The organism is Arsukibacterium sp. (assembly GCF_033721375.1).
GTDB lineage: Bacteria > Pseudomonadota > Gammaproteobacteria > Enterobacterales > Alteromonadaceae > Alishewanella.
Map to the genome: position 1 here is coordinate 240735 of NZ_JAWWAP010000007.1, position 17278 is coordinate 258012.

Below are 17278 nucleotides of genomic sequence, written 5' to 3' on the forward strand. Positions count from 1 at the left end.
CGCCTTGCCCCTTAGTAAGTTGGTTTTTCGGCTGGTTGGCCGTCAGTATTGTCTGACGCGCCCTCAGCCGCCGGAAAATTCGCCTGCGACGGCGGTACATGCCGGATCCCTTTCATCGCTTCTGCCACTTCTGGCGGCATATATTCTTCGTCATGCTTGGCCAGTACTTCACTGGCCTCAATTACATCGGGTGCCAGTAAAGTACCCTGGGCAACAATACCCTGCCCCTCCCGGAACAGATCCGGTAAAATGCCGTCAAATTCCACCCAGACCATCGGTCCGGTATCTACCAGCTGAAAGCGCACTTTTAAGCTTTCTGCATCCCGGGATACTGAGCCCGGCACAACCATGCCGCCAATCCGCAGCCGCTGCCCGACAACGGGTTTAACCTTGTCTTTACCCAATCCTTCCACCAGCTGGGTTGGGGTATAAAACAAATCGATATTTTGCTGCAGCGCATACAACATGGCGCCGATAGCACCGCCAATCAGGCTGATAATCAGTAGAATCGAAAACAGGCGTTTTTTGCGTCGTGGCTGCATTAGACTTGTTGCTCCTGATACTGCTTAACCCGGAGTTCGCGGGCAATGGTAGCTTTAAGTTGCTGTTTAAACTGTTTTTGCTGATAAACGCTGATGACAATTAACCCCAGCAGCAGCAGGTAGGTAATGCCGAACGACAACCAGACAAAAAAACCGTAGCCGCCCATGGCCAGAAAATCACTGAAAGATTGAAAATGCATGGTTAGCCTCCTACCAGCTTTCTGACCCACGGCCGGTGCTGCTCGTTCACTAAAATAGCAGTACGCAACCGTAAACAGGTTAGCGCCATTAATAATACCGCAAACGCCAGAATACTGATTAACAAAGGCCACAACATGCTGGGGTCAATTGAAGGCCTGGCGAACTTGGTAATACTGGCTCCCTGATGCAGGGTGTTCCACCACTCCACCGAAAAATGAATAATGGGTAAGTTAATTACCCCGATAAGGGCCAGTAAACTGGACACTTTGGCGCCAACCTGGCGGTCACTGAATGCGCCGTTTAATGCAATTACCCCTAAGTACAGAAATAACAGAATAAGTTCCGAAGTTAAGCGGGCATCCCATACCCACCAGGCACCCCACATCGGTTTACCCCAGGCCATCCCGGTGATAAGGGCAATGGCAGTATAAGTAGCGCCAATCGGCGCGATAGCCAGCACCGCCCAGTGGGCGACTTTAATCTGCCAGATCAGGGCGACAAAGGCAGCACTGGCCATAGCCGCGTAAGCGCCCATTGACATAATGGCCGATGGCACATGAATATGAATGATCCGGTAACTGTCGCCCTGCTGATAATCAGCCGGCGTGAACGCCAGGCCCCAGATATTGCCAAGCAGCAATAGCGTAATTGCGCTTACCATCAGATAAGGCAGCAGTTTGCCGCAGAAATGATAAAGTGTTTCACTTTTTGCGTACGGATCTAACCACTTAAACATATCAACTCACATTAATTCGTAGCGCACTGGTCACAGCCATCGGCACCAATGCCAACGCCAATAATAACATGGCCAGCAAAATGGCCAACTGTCCCTGATAACCCAGGCCCATACTGGCAGCTTCTATCGCACTGCTGGCAAAAATTAACAGCGGAATATACAGCGGCAATATCAGTAGCGCCAGTAAAATTCCGCCTTTATCCGCCGCCATGGTAAGGGCAGAGCCCAGTACACTGAGCAGACTGAGCAGCGGTGTACCCAGTAGCAGGGTAAGTGCCATAGCGGCAAGAGCCGATTGCTGCAGCCCCAGTAACAAGGCCACCACAGGGGATAACAAGATCAGTGGCAAGCCGGTGCTTAACCAGTTAGCAAAGGTTTTCGCCAGCACAAATGCCAGCAGGCTTTGCCGGCCTGCCACCAGCTGTTCAATAACGCCGTTGCGGTAATCATCTTTAAACAGTCGCTCCGCCGCCAGCAACACACTCAACAGTGCCGCAATCCAAATTACCCCCGGAGCAATAATACGCAGCATATTGGGCTCTGGTCCAACACCAAGCGGAAACAGGCTGAGCACGATAATAAAAAACAGAATAGGATTAAGCCAGTCGGCTTTTTGCCGCGCCAGCAAGCGCAATTCGCGCTGTAAAAAAACCAAACTTACCATCGGTAGGCCAGCTCCAGCTGCACCAGCGACTGAAATTGCAACGTCAGGCTCTGGTGGGTGGTCAGAATAATGGCGCCGCCAGTGTTCAGGTGGTCCAGCATACGTTGCTGCAGCAAACCAATAGCGCTTTGATCCAGTGCCGTAAAAGGCTCATCCAGGATCCAGATAGTGGCCGGGGTTAACCACAGCCGGGCCAGCGATACCCGACGCTGCTGCCCGGCAGATAACATCCGACACGGTACATCTTCCAGACCAGCCAGGCCAAGTTGCGCCAGTAAGGCCCAGTCGTCCGCCGCATTAAGGCCCGAAGCGGCGCGCCAGAACCGTAAATTTTCCAGTGCAGTTAATTGCTCATGTACGCCGCTCTGGTGGCCGATATAACATAAGTTGCTGCAATAAGCTGGCAAGCTTTGCGCCAATGGCTTAGCCTGATAATACAACTGGCCATCGTCGGCTGCGCTTAAGCCCGCTAAAATACGTAATAATGAGCTTTTTCCGGCGCCGTTTTTACCGAGGATTTGCAGTAACTGGCCACGGCGTAATTGCAGTGACAGCGAGGAAAATAATACCCGGTCCTGCCGGATACAACTTAAGCCCTCAGCCCGTAAGATGGGCAGGTCAGGCGCTGCAGTGGTTGCTGCTGGTGGCTGCGTTATGTTCACTGGCCTTGGTATCAACTGCTGATAAAATTGCGCGCATAGTAGCATACCAGCGCTGGAATACGAATCAGATCGATATCGCTCATTGTGATTAATCAGGAGAAATATGAACCAGATCAATCTGGATAAATTGCTGCAAAGCTTGCCGGCAACCTCAGCGCAGCCAACCACAGGAAAAAGCGCTGAACTGAAGCTATTAGCCGGTGAACTTTACACGGCGCGCCTGCAGATGCTGTCCGGCCACAGCCAGCTGCAGCTGCAAACGCCGCAAGGCCCGCTGGCTATCAGGCTGCCAACACAGCTAAGCCAGCAGCTTAGCCAGCAATTTGGCACCCAGATGCAGGTAAGACTAAGCCCGGCAGCGCCAAACCAGCTTACCCTGACACTGCAAACCATGCCCATAGCAACCAGCAGCATCAGTCTTAGTCCAACTCAGTTACCACCGGTGCTGAGCCAGTGGCTTAGCCAGCAACTGCCTGGCGCGTCCTCAGCCCCCGCCGGGGCATTAACGTCGACGGTCAATTCAGCCGCCACAACCAACACCGTCACAGTACCCATGCAGCTTGATCTGAAAACCGGCCAGTTGCAGCTAACAACCGCTGCGCCAACCAACCCGGTGTTACTGACCTTGCCAGCTAAAGACATAGCAGCTTTAAACCAGCAGTTGCAGGCAGCCCGGCAGCAAGGGGCACCAGCAGCCCAGACAAACTTGGCCCAACCGGCACCATCGGCTGGCGAGCTGGCTAACAGGAGCAACCCGCTCAAGCCGGGTAACACTCAGCTGCCGGTAATGCTGATTATCAGTTTTAACCAAAAAGCAGGTGCCGCACAACTGGCGTTGCAGCCCGTTAATACTGATGTTCGCCCCCTGCCGCTAACCCCGGCCAGTCAGCAACAATTACTGCAAACACTGGTAAGCCAGCTGGCCCCTGTTAAACATACCGTGTTAGCCGACAGCGGGAAAATTAATCTCGGCCAGTTAACGATTAGCATCCCACCGCAGCTGGCAGCGTCTCTTGCCAGTGCAAAAAGCAACATGGCAGGCGCCGCTGCGAATCCAGTGACAGCTGCGGCGCCACTGCTGCTGCAACTGCAACCACCGCCGACCAAAAACGGTCAGTGGCAATTACAGCTGCAAGCTGTCGGTCACAGCCAGCAGCTGACCATCAGTCAGCAACAAGCGGACAGAGCTGTCAGCTGGCAAATGCCCCAACAGCCAACAACAACTGCGCCAGCAACCGCAAAAAATCTGCAGGCAACAGCGGTTACAGGGGCCAGCCAGCCGCTGCTGCCACCACTTTCTGCTGAAAGTAAAGCCCAGGCCTGGCGCAACTTACTGCCACTGTTATCTCAGCCGTTAATCCAGCCCAATAACATGCCAAACCTGCCGGTACCGTTGCAACAACTGTTCAGTCAGATCCAGCAAAGCCTGCCGGAAATTAGTAAACCGCTGGCGCCGCCGACCATCGCAACTCAGCTGGCGGCGCTGTTGCAGTTTCAGCCGCTACAAGTCCAGCCAAACCCGCAAACCACCGGCGGCACCCTGGCGCTGGCTATTCAGTTATTGTTAGGACATTTAAGTCAGAAGCCATTACCCCCGCCAGCCAGCAACCCGGCCAACCGCTTAAGTCAGCTGATCTCGCAGCTTGATAATACCCAGGCAGCCAGTGCGCTGCGCCAGCTGGCAAGCTTAAGCAGCCCGCTACAGCAAAGTCAGCTGGCGACAGTCGATGCCCAGAGCCAGCTGCAGCAGTGGTTGTTACAGTTACCGTTGCAGCAGCAAGGCCAAACCATCATGCCGCAATTGCTACTGGAGCAACGCGAAGCTGATGGCAAAAATGCGGAACAAGGCCAGAAACAATGGCAACTGACGATGAAATTTGATTTGCAGCAGTATGGAAATTTATTGGCAGTGGCCAAATTACAGCAGCAGGACTTACAACTGCAATTTTACACTGATCATAATGAAGCGCTGCGCCTGGCCCAGAAGTTTCTGCCACTGTTAAAAGACCGCTGTCTGGCACAAGGCTTAACCGTAACCCAGGCAGAGTGTCAGCTTGGCAAAATCCCTGAAAGCTTGATCCCCCGCCATAACAGCCTGCTAACGGTACGAGTATGAACAACGACGAGACACTGAACAAAACCAGCACAGACAGCAACCCGCAGAAAAGCGCGACCGCGTTAAAGTATGATGGTAAATCGGCACCGACTATCGTCGCTAAAGGCCATGGCGAGCTGGCCGAAGATATTATTGCCCTGGCCCGGGAGCATGGTGTGTTAATTCATCAGGATGACGAGCTAAACCGGCTGCTTGGCCAGTTGCAGCTTGGCGATAACATTCCGAAAGAGTTATATATTGTGATTGCCGAGCTGATTGCGTTTTCTTACGTGCTGCAGGGCAAATTCCCCGACCAATGGCAGAATATTCACCAGAGAATTGACTTAAAAACCTAACGAGAATAAATGAATAGTTAAAAAGGGTCGGAGTGAATTTTTTATTCACTCCGACCCTTTTTAGGATTTGGCCTGGTGCAGGTTGAATAGCAGTTCGGCTTCAGCCCGCGGCAGTTCACATTCGCGCATAATTTCTTCTAAATCTGCGCCCAACTGCACCATTTTCATAGCCCGGGTATAAATTTTACTTTCCGGATCGGTCAGCGACAGCGCTTGTTGCTGCTCGGCCAGTTCGTTGTAGGCGTTTTGCAGATTTTGCAGCTCATTTTCCAGGCTTAGCACCCGCTGATCGAGCGTTAATACCCGCTGACCGACCCCGATAATACCGGCCCGCAATTCTTCTGTTTCGCTTTGGGCATTGGTAAGTTGCAGGCTGTTTTGTTCCAGCTGTTGCTGCAAAATTGTCAGCTGCTCATTGCCGGTACTGCGCTGTTTCAGCAGCAGCCAGCACAGCACCACGACTATTATGGCAATGACAATCGCCTGGCCCAGCAGCCATGAATTCATTGGGAATGCTCCGCTCACAGACTGTTAATTTCTTCCCACTCTTCATCGTTGAGCAATTTGTTTAAATCGACCAGGATAAGCAGCTCACCCTCGCGGTTCGACACGCCCTGGATAAAGCGCGCACTTTCGTCAGTGCCAACATTAGGGGCCGTATCAACTTCCGATTGTTTCAGGTACACCACCTCTGCCACACTGTCGACCAGAATACCAATAACCTGACGCTCGGCCTCGATGATGACGATACGGCTGTTATCGGTAACATCACCCGGAGCCAGACCGAATCGGGCCCGGGTATCGATAACAGTCACCACATTGCCGCGCAGGTTTATGATCCCCATAACATAGCCTGGCGCACCGGGAACCGGAGCAATTTCAGTATAGCGCAGCACTTCCTGAACCTGCATGACATTAATGCCGTAGGTTTCTTCCTGCAAACGGAACGTAACCCATTGTAATACCAAATCGGCATTGTCTTTTTTGCCGGCTGCTTTTGCCTGATTATTGCTCATATACTGCTCCTGTAAATTTTGCTGCCTGCTCAGGCATTAATGTCCTGGCCGCGATTAAGTAAGTTAATCATAGCGTCGACATCAACTAAAGCACACATATGCTTTTTAATTAATCCTGCCATCCAGGGTCTTTTGCCATCTGTTTCCCGCCATTTCACCTCGTCCTGCTCCAGACTGTAGGTATTAATCAGCGTTTCACAAGTTAGCCCCCAGTTACTGGTGCCGAGCATAATAACATACTGATAGTTTAGCTTTTGCTGCAGTTGTTGATCATATTTTTCTGGCATTACCCAGCGGGCACTGTCGACAACGCTGATTTTTTGTTGACGGTACAGCATAATGCCTTTAAACCAGGCAGGTTTACCAAATAAACTGTTTATTTCACCCAGTTGATGAATACCACCCAGCTCTGTCAGCGGTACCGCCAGTTTTAACCCGGCGACGCTGAAGAATAAGGCCTGAAACCGTCCTTGCCGATAGGCTTTTTGTTCTGTTTTAGCAGCCGTTTCTATCGGCTGATGCAGGGCCGCTGCCCCGAGGCGCTGAGCAATAGGCACGTCCCGGCTTTGTACAGTTGCCTCTTGTTGCTCCGGTACAGTAACCAGGGTTTTCAATTGAGGTTTAACCACGGCCGGCGCAACAACTTCAGCTTTAACAATAGGTTCAGCGACTGCTGTTACCGGACTGGCCTGAGCAAGCAAGCGGTTCAGCTCCCGGGTTTTAGCATCTTCTACCAGACTGGTTTCTGTGGCGCCGTCGTCAGTTAATAACGCTGATAAATAGTGCTGCATCACTTTCTGGCTGGCAATTAAACTGCTCATTATGCCTCCGGTGCCAGCTGCAACAGGTAAGTTAGCAGCGTATTGTAAGCAAATACTCCCCGCGATGCCGGTGCAAATACATTCGGTGGCGTTTGCGCCACACTGGCATCGCGAAACTTAGTATCTACCGGCACCACGGCTGACCACACCTTGTCCTGATATTTGGCCTTTAACTCTTTATAGGCTTCCAGCGATGCCCGGGTTCTTTTATCATACATAGTCGGAATTATAGTAAAGGCATAGTCTTTTTGCTGCGAGCTGCGCATCAGGGCCATGGTCGCGATCATCCGCTCCAGCCCTTTCAGAGCCAGAAATTCCGTTTGTACCGGGATCAGTATCCGGTTGCAGGCAGCAATGGCGTTGACCATTAATACCCCCATAACGGGCGGGCAGTCGAGCAATACATAATCATATTCAGATTTAACTTTTTGCAGGGCTTTCTTTAAAATAAGGCCCATACCGCCTTTATTTCCCAACGAGCGGTCCAGCGTCGCCAGCGCCATCGAAGACGGCAGAATATCCAGGTTACTGACACCGCTCGGACACAATGACTGCAGTATTTCTTCCCGGGTAATGTCTTTGCCGCGAATAAAAATATCATAAACGCTGTTTTCCAGCTCTTCCGCGTCAATTCCAAAGTAATACGTTAGCGAGGCATGCGGATCGGTGTCGACCAGCAGCACCCGCTTACCGCGTTCGGCCAGCAAGCCGCCTAAGGTAACAGTAGTGGTGGTTTTGCCGACGCCACCTTTCTGATTTGCTATTGTCCAAATTACCACGTTCAGGGTTCCTGTTGTTCGGGCAGTGCATCCGGATTGTCCTGACGGGTGGTGATTCTGACGCCACCACCTGGCAATGCGATTACCCGGATACTGCCATCTTCCTGGGTGACCTGCTGTAACTGTTGTTGTAAGTCTTCACTTTGTTCCAGCTGCTCCAGCTCGTCTGGCAGATAGCCATAGCGAGACAAGGCAATGACAACCTTCCGGTTTTCTGCCCGGCCCTGGACTGTTTCGTTGCTGCTGTCAGCATAATACTGGCCATAGCCTTCTATCGCCATCCGATGCGAAGGCGTACCCAGCTCTTCCAGCACCCGCAGCACCGAGGTCGCTCTGGCGACTGACAATTCCCAGTTTGAGGAAAAAAGTTCGTTATTTATCGGCTGATTGTCGGTATAGCCGCGGATCCGGATGAAATTATTAATCGGATTAATAATCCGGGTAATTTCATTGAGCAAGGTGCGGGCAGAACTGGTTGCCGTAGCACTGCCACTGGCGAATAATAAGCCGCTACTTAATTCAATAGTCAGCCAGTTTTCTTCCTGTTGAATATCGACCACACCTTGTTCAATCAAATTGGCCAGCGCCTGGTTAAGCTCTTTTTCCAGCGATACTAAAGGGCTACCGAGGAATTGCTCGCGAACATCTGACAACTTACTGGCGTCGGCCACCAACTCTGGCCCTTCAGCAGGCTCCAGTGAGGTGCCATAGCGACTGAAATCGCTCTGCGGTGCCGCCTGTGGCAATACGCCACTGCCACTGACCCCGCTGCCCGACTGCGCCGGTCGTTCAAATACCTTCGTCAGGGAATCAGCCAGGGCGCTGAACTCTTCATCTTTAACCACTGACATGGCATATAGCACCACAAACAACGCAAACATCAGCGTCATGTAATCGGCATAAGAAACCAACCAACGATCCAGTTGCTCGGGCTCATCATGCTGATGTTGTTGTTTATGCCTGTACATAATAATTAACTCAGCCGGTATGCGGCGAGCTTACGCTCAATGTTACGTGGATTTTCACCCTGGGCTATTGATACCAGACCTTCGACAATCAGTTCATGATACAGCGTATGCTGGTAAACTAAGCTTTTCAGTTTATTGCCTACCGGAATAAATACCAGATTGGCAAAACCAACACCATATATTGTTGCGACAAAGGCGGTGGCAACCCCCATACCGAGTAACTTCGGCTCTGAAATGTTAGCCATTGCCTGAATTAAGCCAAGCACTGCGCCAACAATACCGATAGTCGGGCTGTAACCCCCCATGGCTTCAAATATCCGGGCGCCACGTAACAGTCGTTCGCGCTCGAGGGTAAGTTCGGCATCGAGGGTGTCTTGCAGTACTTTTGCTTCGACACCGTCAACCAGCAAATTTAACCCCCGGTGTAAAAACGGGTCACTCTCTTCCAGTGCCGCAGACTCCAGTGACAAAAAACCATTTGTTCTGGCAGACGTACCCCAGTTGACAATGCGCTCTACCGCATTTTGCATCGGCAAACTTTGCGGCCTTAACACCCAGGGCAGCATACTGAGCCCCAACCGGAACTGCGGCAACGGGGTTTGCAACATCACAGCGCCTACCGTGCCGCCAACGACAATGATAAATGCCGGAAGGTGCAGCAAAGTGCTCAGCGCCCCACCCTCGAGCATAAAACCGCCTGCTACTGCCACTACGGCCAGTAAAAAACCACTGATTGCCAGTTTATCCATGTTTCACTTCCGTTATCAGCCGGCCGGCCACCTCATTCAAACTGACTTCAAGGTCCATTAATCCAGCCGCTGCAATCGCCTGGGGCATGCCGTAAACCACACAACTTGCCTCGTCCTGAGCCCATATCCGCGAGCCCGCTTGTTTAAGCATTCTGGCCCCTTCCCGGCCATCTGCTCCCATACCTGTTAACACTACCGCCAGCACTTTATCCTGAAATATTCTGGCAGCCGTGGCAAAAGTTACATCGACACTGGGTTTAAAGGTAATGCGGGGCGAATCGTCCTCTTTAATCCGCAGCCGCGCCTGACTGTCACTCCCCTCTACCAGCATTTGCTTACCACCCGGTGCCAGATAAGCCACGCCCGGGCGCAAAATATCATTGTCGGCGGCTTCTTTAATTTCAATTTTTGCCAGGGTATTCAGGCGCTGGGCGAAAGCACCGGTGAACGCGGCCGGCATATGCTGAATTAAAATGATCGGTAATGGAAAATCCGCAGGCAAATTAGTCAAAATACGTTGCAACGCAACCGGGCCCCCGGTGGAGGTGCCGATTGCCACTAGCTTATAAGTCTGGCCACTGGCTTTAAAGTTGGCATTACGTCCGACATTGGCCCCCAACCGCTCAGAAAGTTGCGGCCGGCCCAGTGCTCCGCGGGTTAAACCGCTGCTGATGCCTGAGGTGGCAGGTCGGCCTGAGGCACTGCTGTCGCTCGCAGTACTTTGAGGTGACGCGCTCAAAGAAGTGTTATTGGGGCTGCTTAAGGCATTGCTGAAGGTCGTCCGGCCCAGCGGTCGCTTTCGTGCAACAGCTTTTACCCGGTCGCGCAGCACATTGCCGGCTTCTTCTTTGTCGCGGGCAATATCTTCGAATTTTTTCGGCAAAAAATCGACCGCACCGGCATCAAGTGCATCAAAGGTCGCTTTGGCACCTTCATGGGTTAGTGACGAGAACATCAGGATTGGAATACGCTGGCTTTGCAGGATTTCCCGCACGGCACTGATGCCGTCGAGCACCGGCATTTCAATATCCATTGTAATAACGTCTGGCTTGAGTACCAGCGCTTTAGTGACGGCTTCCCTGCCATCACTGGCGGTATCAATTACCTCCAGCTGCGGATCTGAATTCAGAATTTCCGTCAGGCGACGGCGAAAAAAACTGGAATCATCTACAATCAGCACCCTGATCGCCATGCAGCACTCTCTTAAGCGTTCAGCTTATTAAACCTATCGAATTTAATCTTGGATTTTTTGGCATAGTGTTTCAGTAAGTTTGGTACATCCAAAATTAAGGCAATACCCCCGTCAGAGGTGATAGTTGCGCCCGCCATACCTGGCGTGCCCTGCAATAATGCGTCCAGTGGTTTAATAACAACTTCTTCCTGACCGATTAGCGAATCAACCACAAAACCGACTTGTTGAGTACCAATCTGAACGATAACCACATGACCCTGCTCGCGCCGTAACTGCTTATTCGAGCCTTTTACCAACCAGTGCTCGAGGTAAAACAACGGAATCGCTTTGTTACGCACGACAATCGTCAGCTGACCATCAACAATATTGGTTTTCGCCAGATCAAGATGGAATATTTCGTTGACGCCAGCCAGGGGTAAGGCAAAAGTCTGCTTACCGACCATCACCATCAGGGTTGGCAGAATGGCCAGCGTTAACGGCACTTTAATTTCCAGCAGGGTACCTTCACCCAGCTTTGAGTTTATCTGCACCGTACCATTAAGCTGGTTGATTTTGGTTTTCACCACATCCATGCCAACGCCACGGCCGGAAATATCGGAAATTTGCTCTTTAGTAGAAAACCCCGGTGCAAAAATCAGGTTAAAGGCATCGTTATCTGACATCCGGGCTGCCGCATCCACGTCAAGTATGCCGCGTTTAATGGCAATACCTTTTAGCTTCTCCGGGTCCATACCGGCGCCATCATCCTGGATCGTCAGTAAAATATGATCTCCGGCCTGAGTTGCCGCCAGTTTAACCAGGCCTACTTTTGGCTTACCGGCTTTTAACCGGACATCGGGCATTTCAATGCCGTGGTCAACTGAGTTACGCACTAAATGCACCAGCGGGTCAGCCAGCGCTTCCACCAGATTTTTATCCAGATCTGTGTCTTCGCCTTCCAGCACCAGATTGATATCTTTTTGCAGCGAACGGGCTAAATCGCGCACAACCCGTGGGAAGCGGCCAAATACTTTCTTAATGGGCTGCATTCGGGTTTTCATTACCGCACCCTGGATATCTGCCGTTACCACATCCAGATTTGAAATGGCTTTGGTCATCTCTTCATCCTGGGTGCTGGTAGATAAACTGACCAGACGGTTACGTACCAGTACCAGTTCGCCCACCATATTCATGATCTGGTCCAGCCGCTTGGTATCAACCCGCACTGTGGTTTCAGCGGCTGGGGCAGCATTCGCTGCTGCCGCTTTATCTGCTGCCGGTGCCGCCGGTGTGGCAGGCGCAGGTGCAGCTGCAACAGGTTTGGGAGCCGGGGCTGCTGCTGGCGTTGCCGGCTTGGCAGCCACTGAAGGGGCCGGCTTACGCTCGGCAGGCGCAGGCACTTCTACCGGGGCTTTACCTTTGCCATGCAGCTCATCCAGTAAGGCTTCAAACTCATCGTCACTTATTTCATCTTCACTTGACGGACTGGCCGCGGCACTGCTGGCAGCGGGTTTAACCGCTGGTTTAGCGGCGGGTTGTGCCGGTGGCGCCGTGCCTGCTGTTTTATTGGTATCCGGAACAAAGGAACCTTTACCATGTAACTGATCGAGAATCGCTTCAAACTCGTCATCGGTAATATCGCTGCTGTCATCGTCAGGAAGCGGAGCCTGCGGCGCAACGGCAGCTGTTGGCTCTGTTCGCCCGGGTGCGCCTTTGCCATGCAACTCATCAAGCATTTTTTCAAATTCTGCTTCACTGATGTCGTCAATATCGCCCCCTGCTGCTGAGAGTGCTTCAGGCTCTGGCTCAGCTGCTGGTTCAGGCTCTGCTGCCACGACAGCAGGCGGCGCTTCGCCCTCTGCTTGCGGCTCACTGTAATGGTGTAAGGCGTCAAGAATTGCCGGATTAGCGGGGGTCAGAGGTTGCCGGGCCTGTACTTCGACAAACATGGCATTAATGGCGTCAAGCGTCTGCAGAATAACGTCCATCAGCTCAGGCGTAACCCGACGTTTGCCGGTACGTAAAATATCAAACACGTTTTCTGCACCGTGGCAGGCATCAACCAGTTCTGTTAATGACAGAAAGCCAGCACCACCTTTAACGGTATGAAAGCCGCGGAAAATAGCGTTAAGCAGATTGGCGTCATCGGGATTATTTTCCAGCTCAACCAATTGTTCCTGCAACAACTCCAGGATCTCGCCGGCTTCGACCAGAAAGTCTTGTAAAATGTCTTCATCCATATCAAAGCTCATGCGCAGACACCTCTGTTAGAAACCCAAACTGGACAGTAAATCATCAACGTCGTCCTGACCAGATACCACATCGTCACGCTCGGCTGCATCAATAATTGGCCCCTCTGCTTCATGCGCTGCTTTGGCCTTTGCTTTGGCCGGCTTGGCTTTAATTTCCGGTAGTTCAGGATTGGTCTGGCCAAAGGCTGTTAACAAGCCAATCAGGCTGTCTTCAACCTCACGTACCAGTTCAATCACCCGGCGCAAGATCTGGCCGGTTAAATCCTGATAATCCTGTGCCATCAGCACATCAGTCAGTAAGGCATTTAACGTTGCGGAATCGACACTGGCCTGCTGCATAAAACCATCTACACCGTGACACAGCTGTTTGAATTCAGCCAGCTGGATTTGCCGCTGCATCAGGCGCTGCCACTGCGGCTGCAACTGATTAAGCTGCTGGGTAATTTGGTCCGCTATCGGTAAGCAGGACTCAACGGCATCCATGGTTTTATTCGCCGCCTGCTCTGTCATATCAATAACATGATTAAGCCGCTTTTTTGCGTCGGGAATGTCTTCTTCCAACAGATTATTCAGCGATGGGTCGATGTGAAAATTTTCAAGTGAATCATGCAGTTGGCGGGTGAGCTTCCCCACCTCAGCAAAAAGCTCAGAAGAGCCGGGCACGGTGATGGACTGCACCAGCTTGTTTGCCAGCTGTTGCTCTCCCATCTCCAGTAATTGCACCAGCTCTTTTGCTTGCTCCAGCGTAATATCAGCAGCCGTCGTGTCAGACATAGTGTCACTCCTTGTCAGTTACGGCTTAACCTAAACGCTCAAAGACTTTGGCCAGCTTCTCTTGCAGGGTGGCGGCGGTAAAAGGTTTAACAATATAGCCATTAACGCCAGCCTGCGCGGCGGCAATAATTTGCTCTTTTTTCGCTTCAGCAGTCACCATCAGTACCGGAATATGCTTTAACTTGGCATCAGCCCGAATTGCCCGCAATAAGTCGATACCTTGCATTCCTGGCATGTTCCAGTCAGTAACCACGAAATCAAAGTCACCGTTCTGTAACATGGGAAGTGCAGTACTGCCGTCATCGGCTTCCGACACATTGGTGAAGCCTAAGTCACGCAGCAAGTTTTTAATAATGCGTCTCATGGTTGAAAAGTCATCCACCACAAGAATTTTCATATTTTTATCCAAAGTCCCCTCCGACGAGATAATACGCCTGGTATCTCAACTGCTTTAATTTATACCCAAGCCTGCATTCTGGCTTTTAAGCGCACGAGTGCCTGGCTATGGATCTGACTTATCCGGGACTCGCTGACGTCCAGCACCGCCCCAATTTCTTTTAAATTTAATTCTTCGTTGTAATACAGTGAGAGTACCAGAGCTTCGCGCTCCGGCAAACTGCTAATGGTTGTTACCAGTGCTTTATTAAACGCTTCGTTCGCCTGTTGTTCATATAACTGATCGCCATCCCTGTCATCAGCAGTTACCAATACATCTTCTGATACACCCAGGTCTTCAATCCCGATAATTCTGCCTGTGCTGACATCAGTTAACATATGATGGTACTCATCGAGAGATATATCAAGTTTTTCAGCAACTTCAAAGTCTTTAATATCACGCCCGTGCGCAGCTTCAAGTTCGGCTATGGTATCGGCAATTAACCGGGCATTGCGATGCACTGAACGGGGCGTCCAGTCGCCGCGGCGCATTTCATCAAGCATGGCACCGCGGATCCGGATACCGGCAAAGGTTTCGAAACTGGCACCTTTGCTGCCATCAAAATTTTTCGCAGCTTCAATCAGGCCAATCATGCCGGACTGAATTAAATCATCAACCAGCACACTGGCCGGTAACCTTGCCATTAAGTGATAAGCAATTCTTTTGACTAATGGTGCGTGGCGTTCAACCAGCTGCTGCATCTGGTCAACTCCACCATATGCGGCCAGTTTACTATTCACACTACCCCCTGGTCAGCATGTGGCTGCAACAGTTGCTCAAGAAAAAACTCCAGATGACCAGAGGCATTCGCTGGCACAGGCCATTTTATCGCCTTCAGTGCTAAGCCTTTTACTGCCATACTGGCCGGACTTTTCGGAAATACATCAATAAAGGCTTTTTGTTTGCGGGCGGCTTTGCGGACGTTTTCATCGTATGGCACGGTTGCTACCAGTTCGAGACTGACATCCAGAAAACGATCGGTAACCCGGCTAAGCTTGGCAAACAGCTCCTGGCCTTCTTTCATATTGCGCACCATATTGGCGACAATCTTAAATTTTTCCACGCCATGATCCCGACTGAGTATTTTCATCAGGGCGTAGGCATCGGTAATCGAACTTGGCTCATCACATACCACAACCACTACATCCTGCGAGGCGCGGGAAAAGCTTAGTACCATATCGGAAATGCCGGCAGCAGTATCGACTAACAGTACGTCGACCGGCGTTTTCAGCTCGCTGAATGCCCGGATAAGGCCGGCATGTTCAACCGCGGATAATTCGGTCATATTCTGTGAGCCTGAGGTGGCCGGCACAATTTTAATCCCAAAGGGACCGTCTATGATCACGTCATCCAGTTCACACTCGCCGGATAACACGTGTGAAAGATTTTTTTCTACCCGCAAGCCCAGCATCACATCGCAGTTTGCCAGGCCCAGATCGGCGTCCAGCACCAGCACTTTTTTACCCAGTTGGGCCATTGCCATTGCCAGGTTAAGACTGACGTTAGTTTTACCTACGCCACCCTTACCGCCGGTTATTGAAATTACTTTTACCATCTGCTTATTCATTCTTCTCAGGCCACTGGCTTGATCGTCAATTAATTCGTGACTATGCATAGGCTGTTTCCGCTCGGGACACGTCATCCTGATACCATTGGTGTCCTGCAGAGCTGTGCGTCAGCCGCAAAATCTCAGCACGTTGCACTAAATCGGCGGCATCGGCTACTACGATATCTTCAGGCACCCGCTGGCCATTGGTTAAATAACTCACCGGCAATGCATTTTGAATGGCCACGTTGATTACTTCACCCAAACTTAAGCATTCATCAAGTTTGGTAAAAATACAACCCGCCAGAGAAATCCGTTTGAACTGCGTGACCGTCTCCTGCATAACTCTGGCCTGCGCTGTCGCAGACAATACCAGATAACTTTTTATTTTGACACGTGAATTATGCACTAAACTGGCAAGTTTTTCTGCAAGGCGCACGTCACGCTGGCTCATACCCGCGGTATCGATAAGAATAAGTTTACGCTGCGCCAGCTGATTTAACAGCATTGCCAGTTCGTCGCTGTCTTTCGCCTGTTTAACCGGACAGCCAATGATCCGGCCAAATGTGGCCAGTTGCTCGAACGCGCCAATCCGGTAGGAGTCAGTGGTAATTAACGCCACCTGATCAGCACCGTGTCGCTTGGCAAAACCCGCTGCAAGCTTGGCCACAGTGGTGGTTTTACCTACCCCTGTCGGGCCTACCAGCGCGATAATACCGCCACGGCGCAGAATGTCATCATTAGTGGTGCTCAGCTGGCCGCTCAGTAATTCCATAGCGGTATCCCAGGCTTCACTGGCATTAATATCTTCCGGCATAAAGCAAGCAAGCTGATCAGCCACCTGTTCTGACAGCCCAAGTTGCTGCAAGTGTTCAATCACCAACGCCCGTACTGGTTCGCGCCGGGCTAAATCCTGCCACATTAAACCCGACACCTGGTGTTGCAACAACTGGCGCATTGACAACATTTCATTGCGCATTGCCTCGAACTGGCTGGCCATAGCCTGACTTTGCTGTTGCTGCTGTTTGGTCAGCTCCTGCCATTGACTGGCTGCCAGCGCCGGACTGGTGCCAGAACTTTGACGCTCAAAGGCCGCTGCCTTGGCAACCGGCTGTGAAGCCGCTGCAGGCTGGCGCTGACTTTGCGCTGTTGCCGGCTCTCGGCCCTGCTGTTTAATCATTTGCCGGGCCAGTAACTCACGAAGCGAATCAGCCGGTGCGGCGGCTTGCTCAGCAGCAGTGTCAGACATTGGCTCGTATTCATCTGCAGTAGCGCTGAAGCGTGGCTCACTGCGCGGCGGCTGACGCAAGTTCGTCGCTGCCGGGGCCTGCGCCACTGCTGGCTTGTCGGTTTTAGCACTCTGGCTTTCCGGATCTATTGCTGCGACAATTTCAACGCCTTCAGCCACTTTTTTGTTTGATAAGATTATTGCATCAGGTCCCAGAAATTCTTTGACTTCCGTCAAGGCGGTACGCATATCTTTGGCGACAAAGCGTTTTATTTTCATGAG

The 17278-nt window shown here is 51.6% G+C and carries 20 protein-coding genes; 2 read left to right on the top strand and 18 right to left on the bottom strand.

What is annotated here, in order from left to right; translation table 11 throughout:
• Positions 1 to 11 precede the first annotated feature (11 nt).
• The 5 genes from ccmE to ccmA are packed head-to-tail and all read right to left on the bottom strand — an operon-like array spanning position 12 to position 2805.
• The gene (ccmE, locus tag R3187_RS12785) at positions 12 to 542 is read right to left on the bottom strand and encodes a cytochrome c maturation protein CcmE (protein ID WP_318967444.1); all 531 of its coding nucleotides are present in this window, start codon (positions 540 to 542) and stop codon (positions 12 to 14) included.
• Positions 542 to 742 (bottom strand): heme exporter protein CcmD, encoded by a 201-nt coding sequence (gene ccmD / locus R3187_RS12790; protein ID WP_318967445.1) that lies wholly within the window; start codon positions 740 to 742, stop codon positions 542 to 544. Before ccmD ends, ccmE begins: the two co-directional genes overlap by 1 nt.
• Positions 743 to 744: 2 nt before the next feature.
• A complete protein-coding gene (locus R3187_RS12795; protein WP_318967446.1) occupies positions 745 to 1479 on the bottom strand; it encodes a heme ABC transporter permease in 735 nt (244 codons plus the stop codon).
• 1 nt (position 1480) lies between these two features.
• Positions 1481 to 2143 carry a heme exporter protein CcmB gene (ccmB, locus tag R3187_RS12800; RefSeq protein WP_318967447.1) on the bottom strand — a complete coding sequence of 221 codons (663 nt, stop codon included), beginning with the start codon at positions 2141 to 2143 and terminating at the stop codon, positions 1481 to 1483.
• Positions 2137 to 2805: a cytochrome c biogenesis heme-transporting ATPase CcmA gene (gene ccmA / locus R3187_RS12805; protein WP_318967448.1), complete on the bottom strand. Its 669-nt coding sequence runs from the start codon at positions 2803 to 2805 to the stop codon at positions 2137 to 2139. Before ccmA ends, ccmB begins: the two co-directional genes overlap by 7 nt.
• Positions 2806 to 2908: 103 nt before the next feature.
• On the opposite strand from ccmA, the gene R3187_RS12810 reads away from it, so the two are divergent.
• Both R3187_RS12810 and R3187_RS12815 read left to right on the top strand, forming a co-directional pair.
• Positions 2909 to 4921, top strand: coding sequence for a flagellar hook-length control protein FliK (locus tag R3187_RS12810; protein ID WP_318967449.1), 2013 nt, complete (start codon positions 2909 to 2911; stop codon positions 4919 to 4921).
• Entirely contained in the window at positions 4918 to 5256 is a 339-nt protein-coding gene (locus R3187_RS12815) for an EscU/YscU/HrcU family type III secretion system export apparatus switch protein (RefSeq protein ID WP_318967450.1), read from the top strand. Before R3187_RS12810 ends, R3187_RS12815 begins: the two co-directional genes overlap by 4 nt.
• 60 nt (positions 5257 to 5316) lie before the next feature.
• Here R3187_RS12815 and R3187_RS12820 read toward each other — a convergent pair whose 3' ends face one another.
• From R3187_RS12820 to flhF, 13 genes are read right to left on the bottom strand one after another with little or no spacing between them, the layout of a single operon-like run.
• Positions 5317 to 5763 (bottom strand): DUF2802 domain-containing protein, encoded by a 447-nt coding sequence (locus tag R3187_RS12820; protein WP_318967451.1) that lies wholly within the window; start codon positions 5761 to 5763, stop codon positions 5317 to 5319.
• A gap of 14 nt (positions 5764 to 5777) precedes the next feature.
• Positions 5778 to 6272, bottom strand: coding sequence for a chemotaxis protein CheW (locus R3187_RS12825; RefSeq protein WP_318967452.1), 495 nt, complete (start codon positions 6270 to 6272; stop codon positions 5778 to 5780).
• Between the two features lie 29 nt (positions 6273 to 6301).
• The gene (locus R3187_RS12830) at positions 6302 to 7093 is read right to left on the bottom strand and encodes a chemotaxis protein CheW (protein ID WP_318967453.1); all 792 of its coding nucleotides are present in this window, start codon (positions 7091 to 7093) and stop codon (positions 6302 to 6304) included.
• Positions 7093 to 7872, bottom strand: coding sequence for a ParA family protein (locus tag R3187_RS12835; RefSeq protein WP_318967454.1), 780 nt, complete (start codon positions 7870 to 7872; stop codon positions 7093 to 7095). The genes R3187_RS12830 and R3187_RS12835 overlap by 1 nt, the downstream gene beginning before the upstream one ends.
• Before the next feature lie 2 nt (positions 7873 to 7874).
• The gene (locus R3187_RS12840; RefSeq protein ID WP_318967455.1) at positions 7875 to 8840 is read right to left on the bottom strand and encodes a flagellar motor protein MotB; all 966 of its coding nucleotides are present in this window, start codon (positions 8838 to 8840) and stop codon (positions 7875 to 7877) included.
• A 5-nt stretch (positions 8841 to 8845) separates the two neighbouring features.
• A complete protein-coding gene (locus R3187_RS12845; protein ID WP_318967456.1) occupies positions 8846 to 9589 on the bottom strand; it encodes a flagellar motor protein in 744 nt (247 codons plus the stop codon).
• The gene (locus R3187_RS12850) at positions 9582 to 10781 is read right to left on the bottom strand and encodes a chemotaxis response regulator protein-glutamate methylesterase (RefSeq protein WP_318967457.1); all 1200 of its coding nucleotides are present in this window, start codon (positions 10779 to 10781) and stop codon (positions 9582 to 9584) included. Before R3187_RS12850 ends, R3187_RS12845 begins: the two co-directional genes overlap by 8 nt.
• Positions 10782 to 10792: 11 nt before the next feature.
• A complete protein-coding gene (locus R3187_RS12855; RefSeq protein WP_318967458.1) occupies positions 10793 to 13012 on the bottom strand; it encodes a chemotaxis protein CheA in 2220 nt (739 codons plus the stop codon).
• A 15-nt stretch (positions 13013 to 13027) separates the two neighbouring features.
• Positions 13028 to 13786, bottom strand: a complete 759-nt coding sequence (locus R3187_RS12860; RefSeq protein ID WP_318967459.1) for a protein phosphatase CheZ — start codon at positions 13784 to 13786, stop codon at positions 13028 to 13030.
• A 25-nt stretch (positions 13787 to 13811) separates the two neighbouring features.
• A complete protein-coding gene (gene cheY / locus R3187_RS12865) occupies positions 13812 to 14195 on the bottom strand; it encodes a chemotaxis response regulator CheY (protein WP_026349410.1) in 384 nt (127 codons plus the stop codon).
• Positions 14196 to 14242: 47 nt separating this feature from the next.
• Positions 14243 to 14923, bottom strand: a complete 681-nt coding sequence (locus R3187_RS12870; RefSeq protein ID WP_318967502.1) for an RNA polymerase sigma factor FliA — start codon at positions 14921 to 14923, stop codon at positions 14243 to 14245.
• A gap of 35 nt (positions 14924 to 14958) precedes the next feature.
• Positions 14959 to 15789, bottom strand: coding sequence for a MinD/ParA family protein (locus R3187_RS12875; RefSeq protein WP_212682426.1), 831 nt, complete (start codon positions 15787 to 15789; stop codon positions 14959 to 14961).
• A 40-nt stretch (positions 15790 to 15829) separates the two neighbouring features.
• Positions 15830 to 17275 (bottom strand): flagellar biosynthesis protein FlhF, encoded by a 1446-nt coding sequence (gene flhF / locus R3187_RS12880; protein ID WP_318967460.1) that lies wholly within the window; start codon positions 17273 to 17275, stop codon positions 15830 to 15832.
• Positions 17276 to 17278 lie beyond the last annotated feature (3 nt).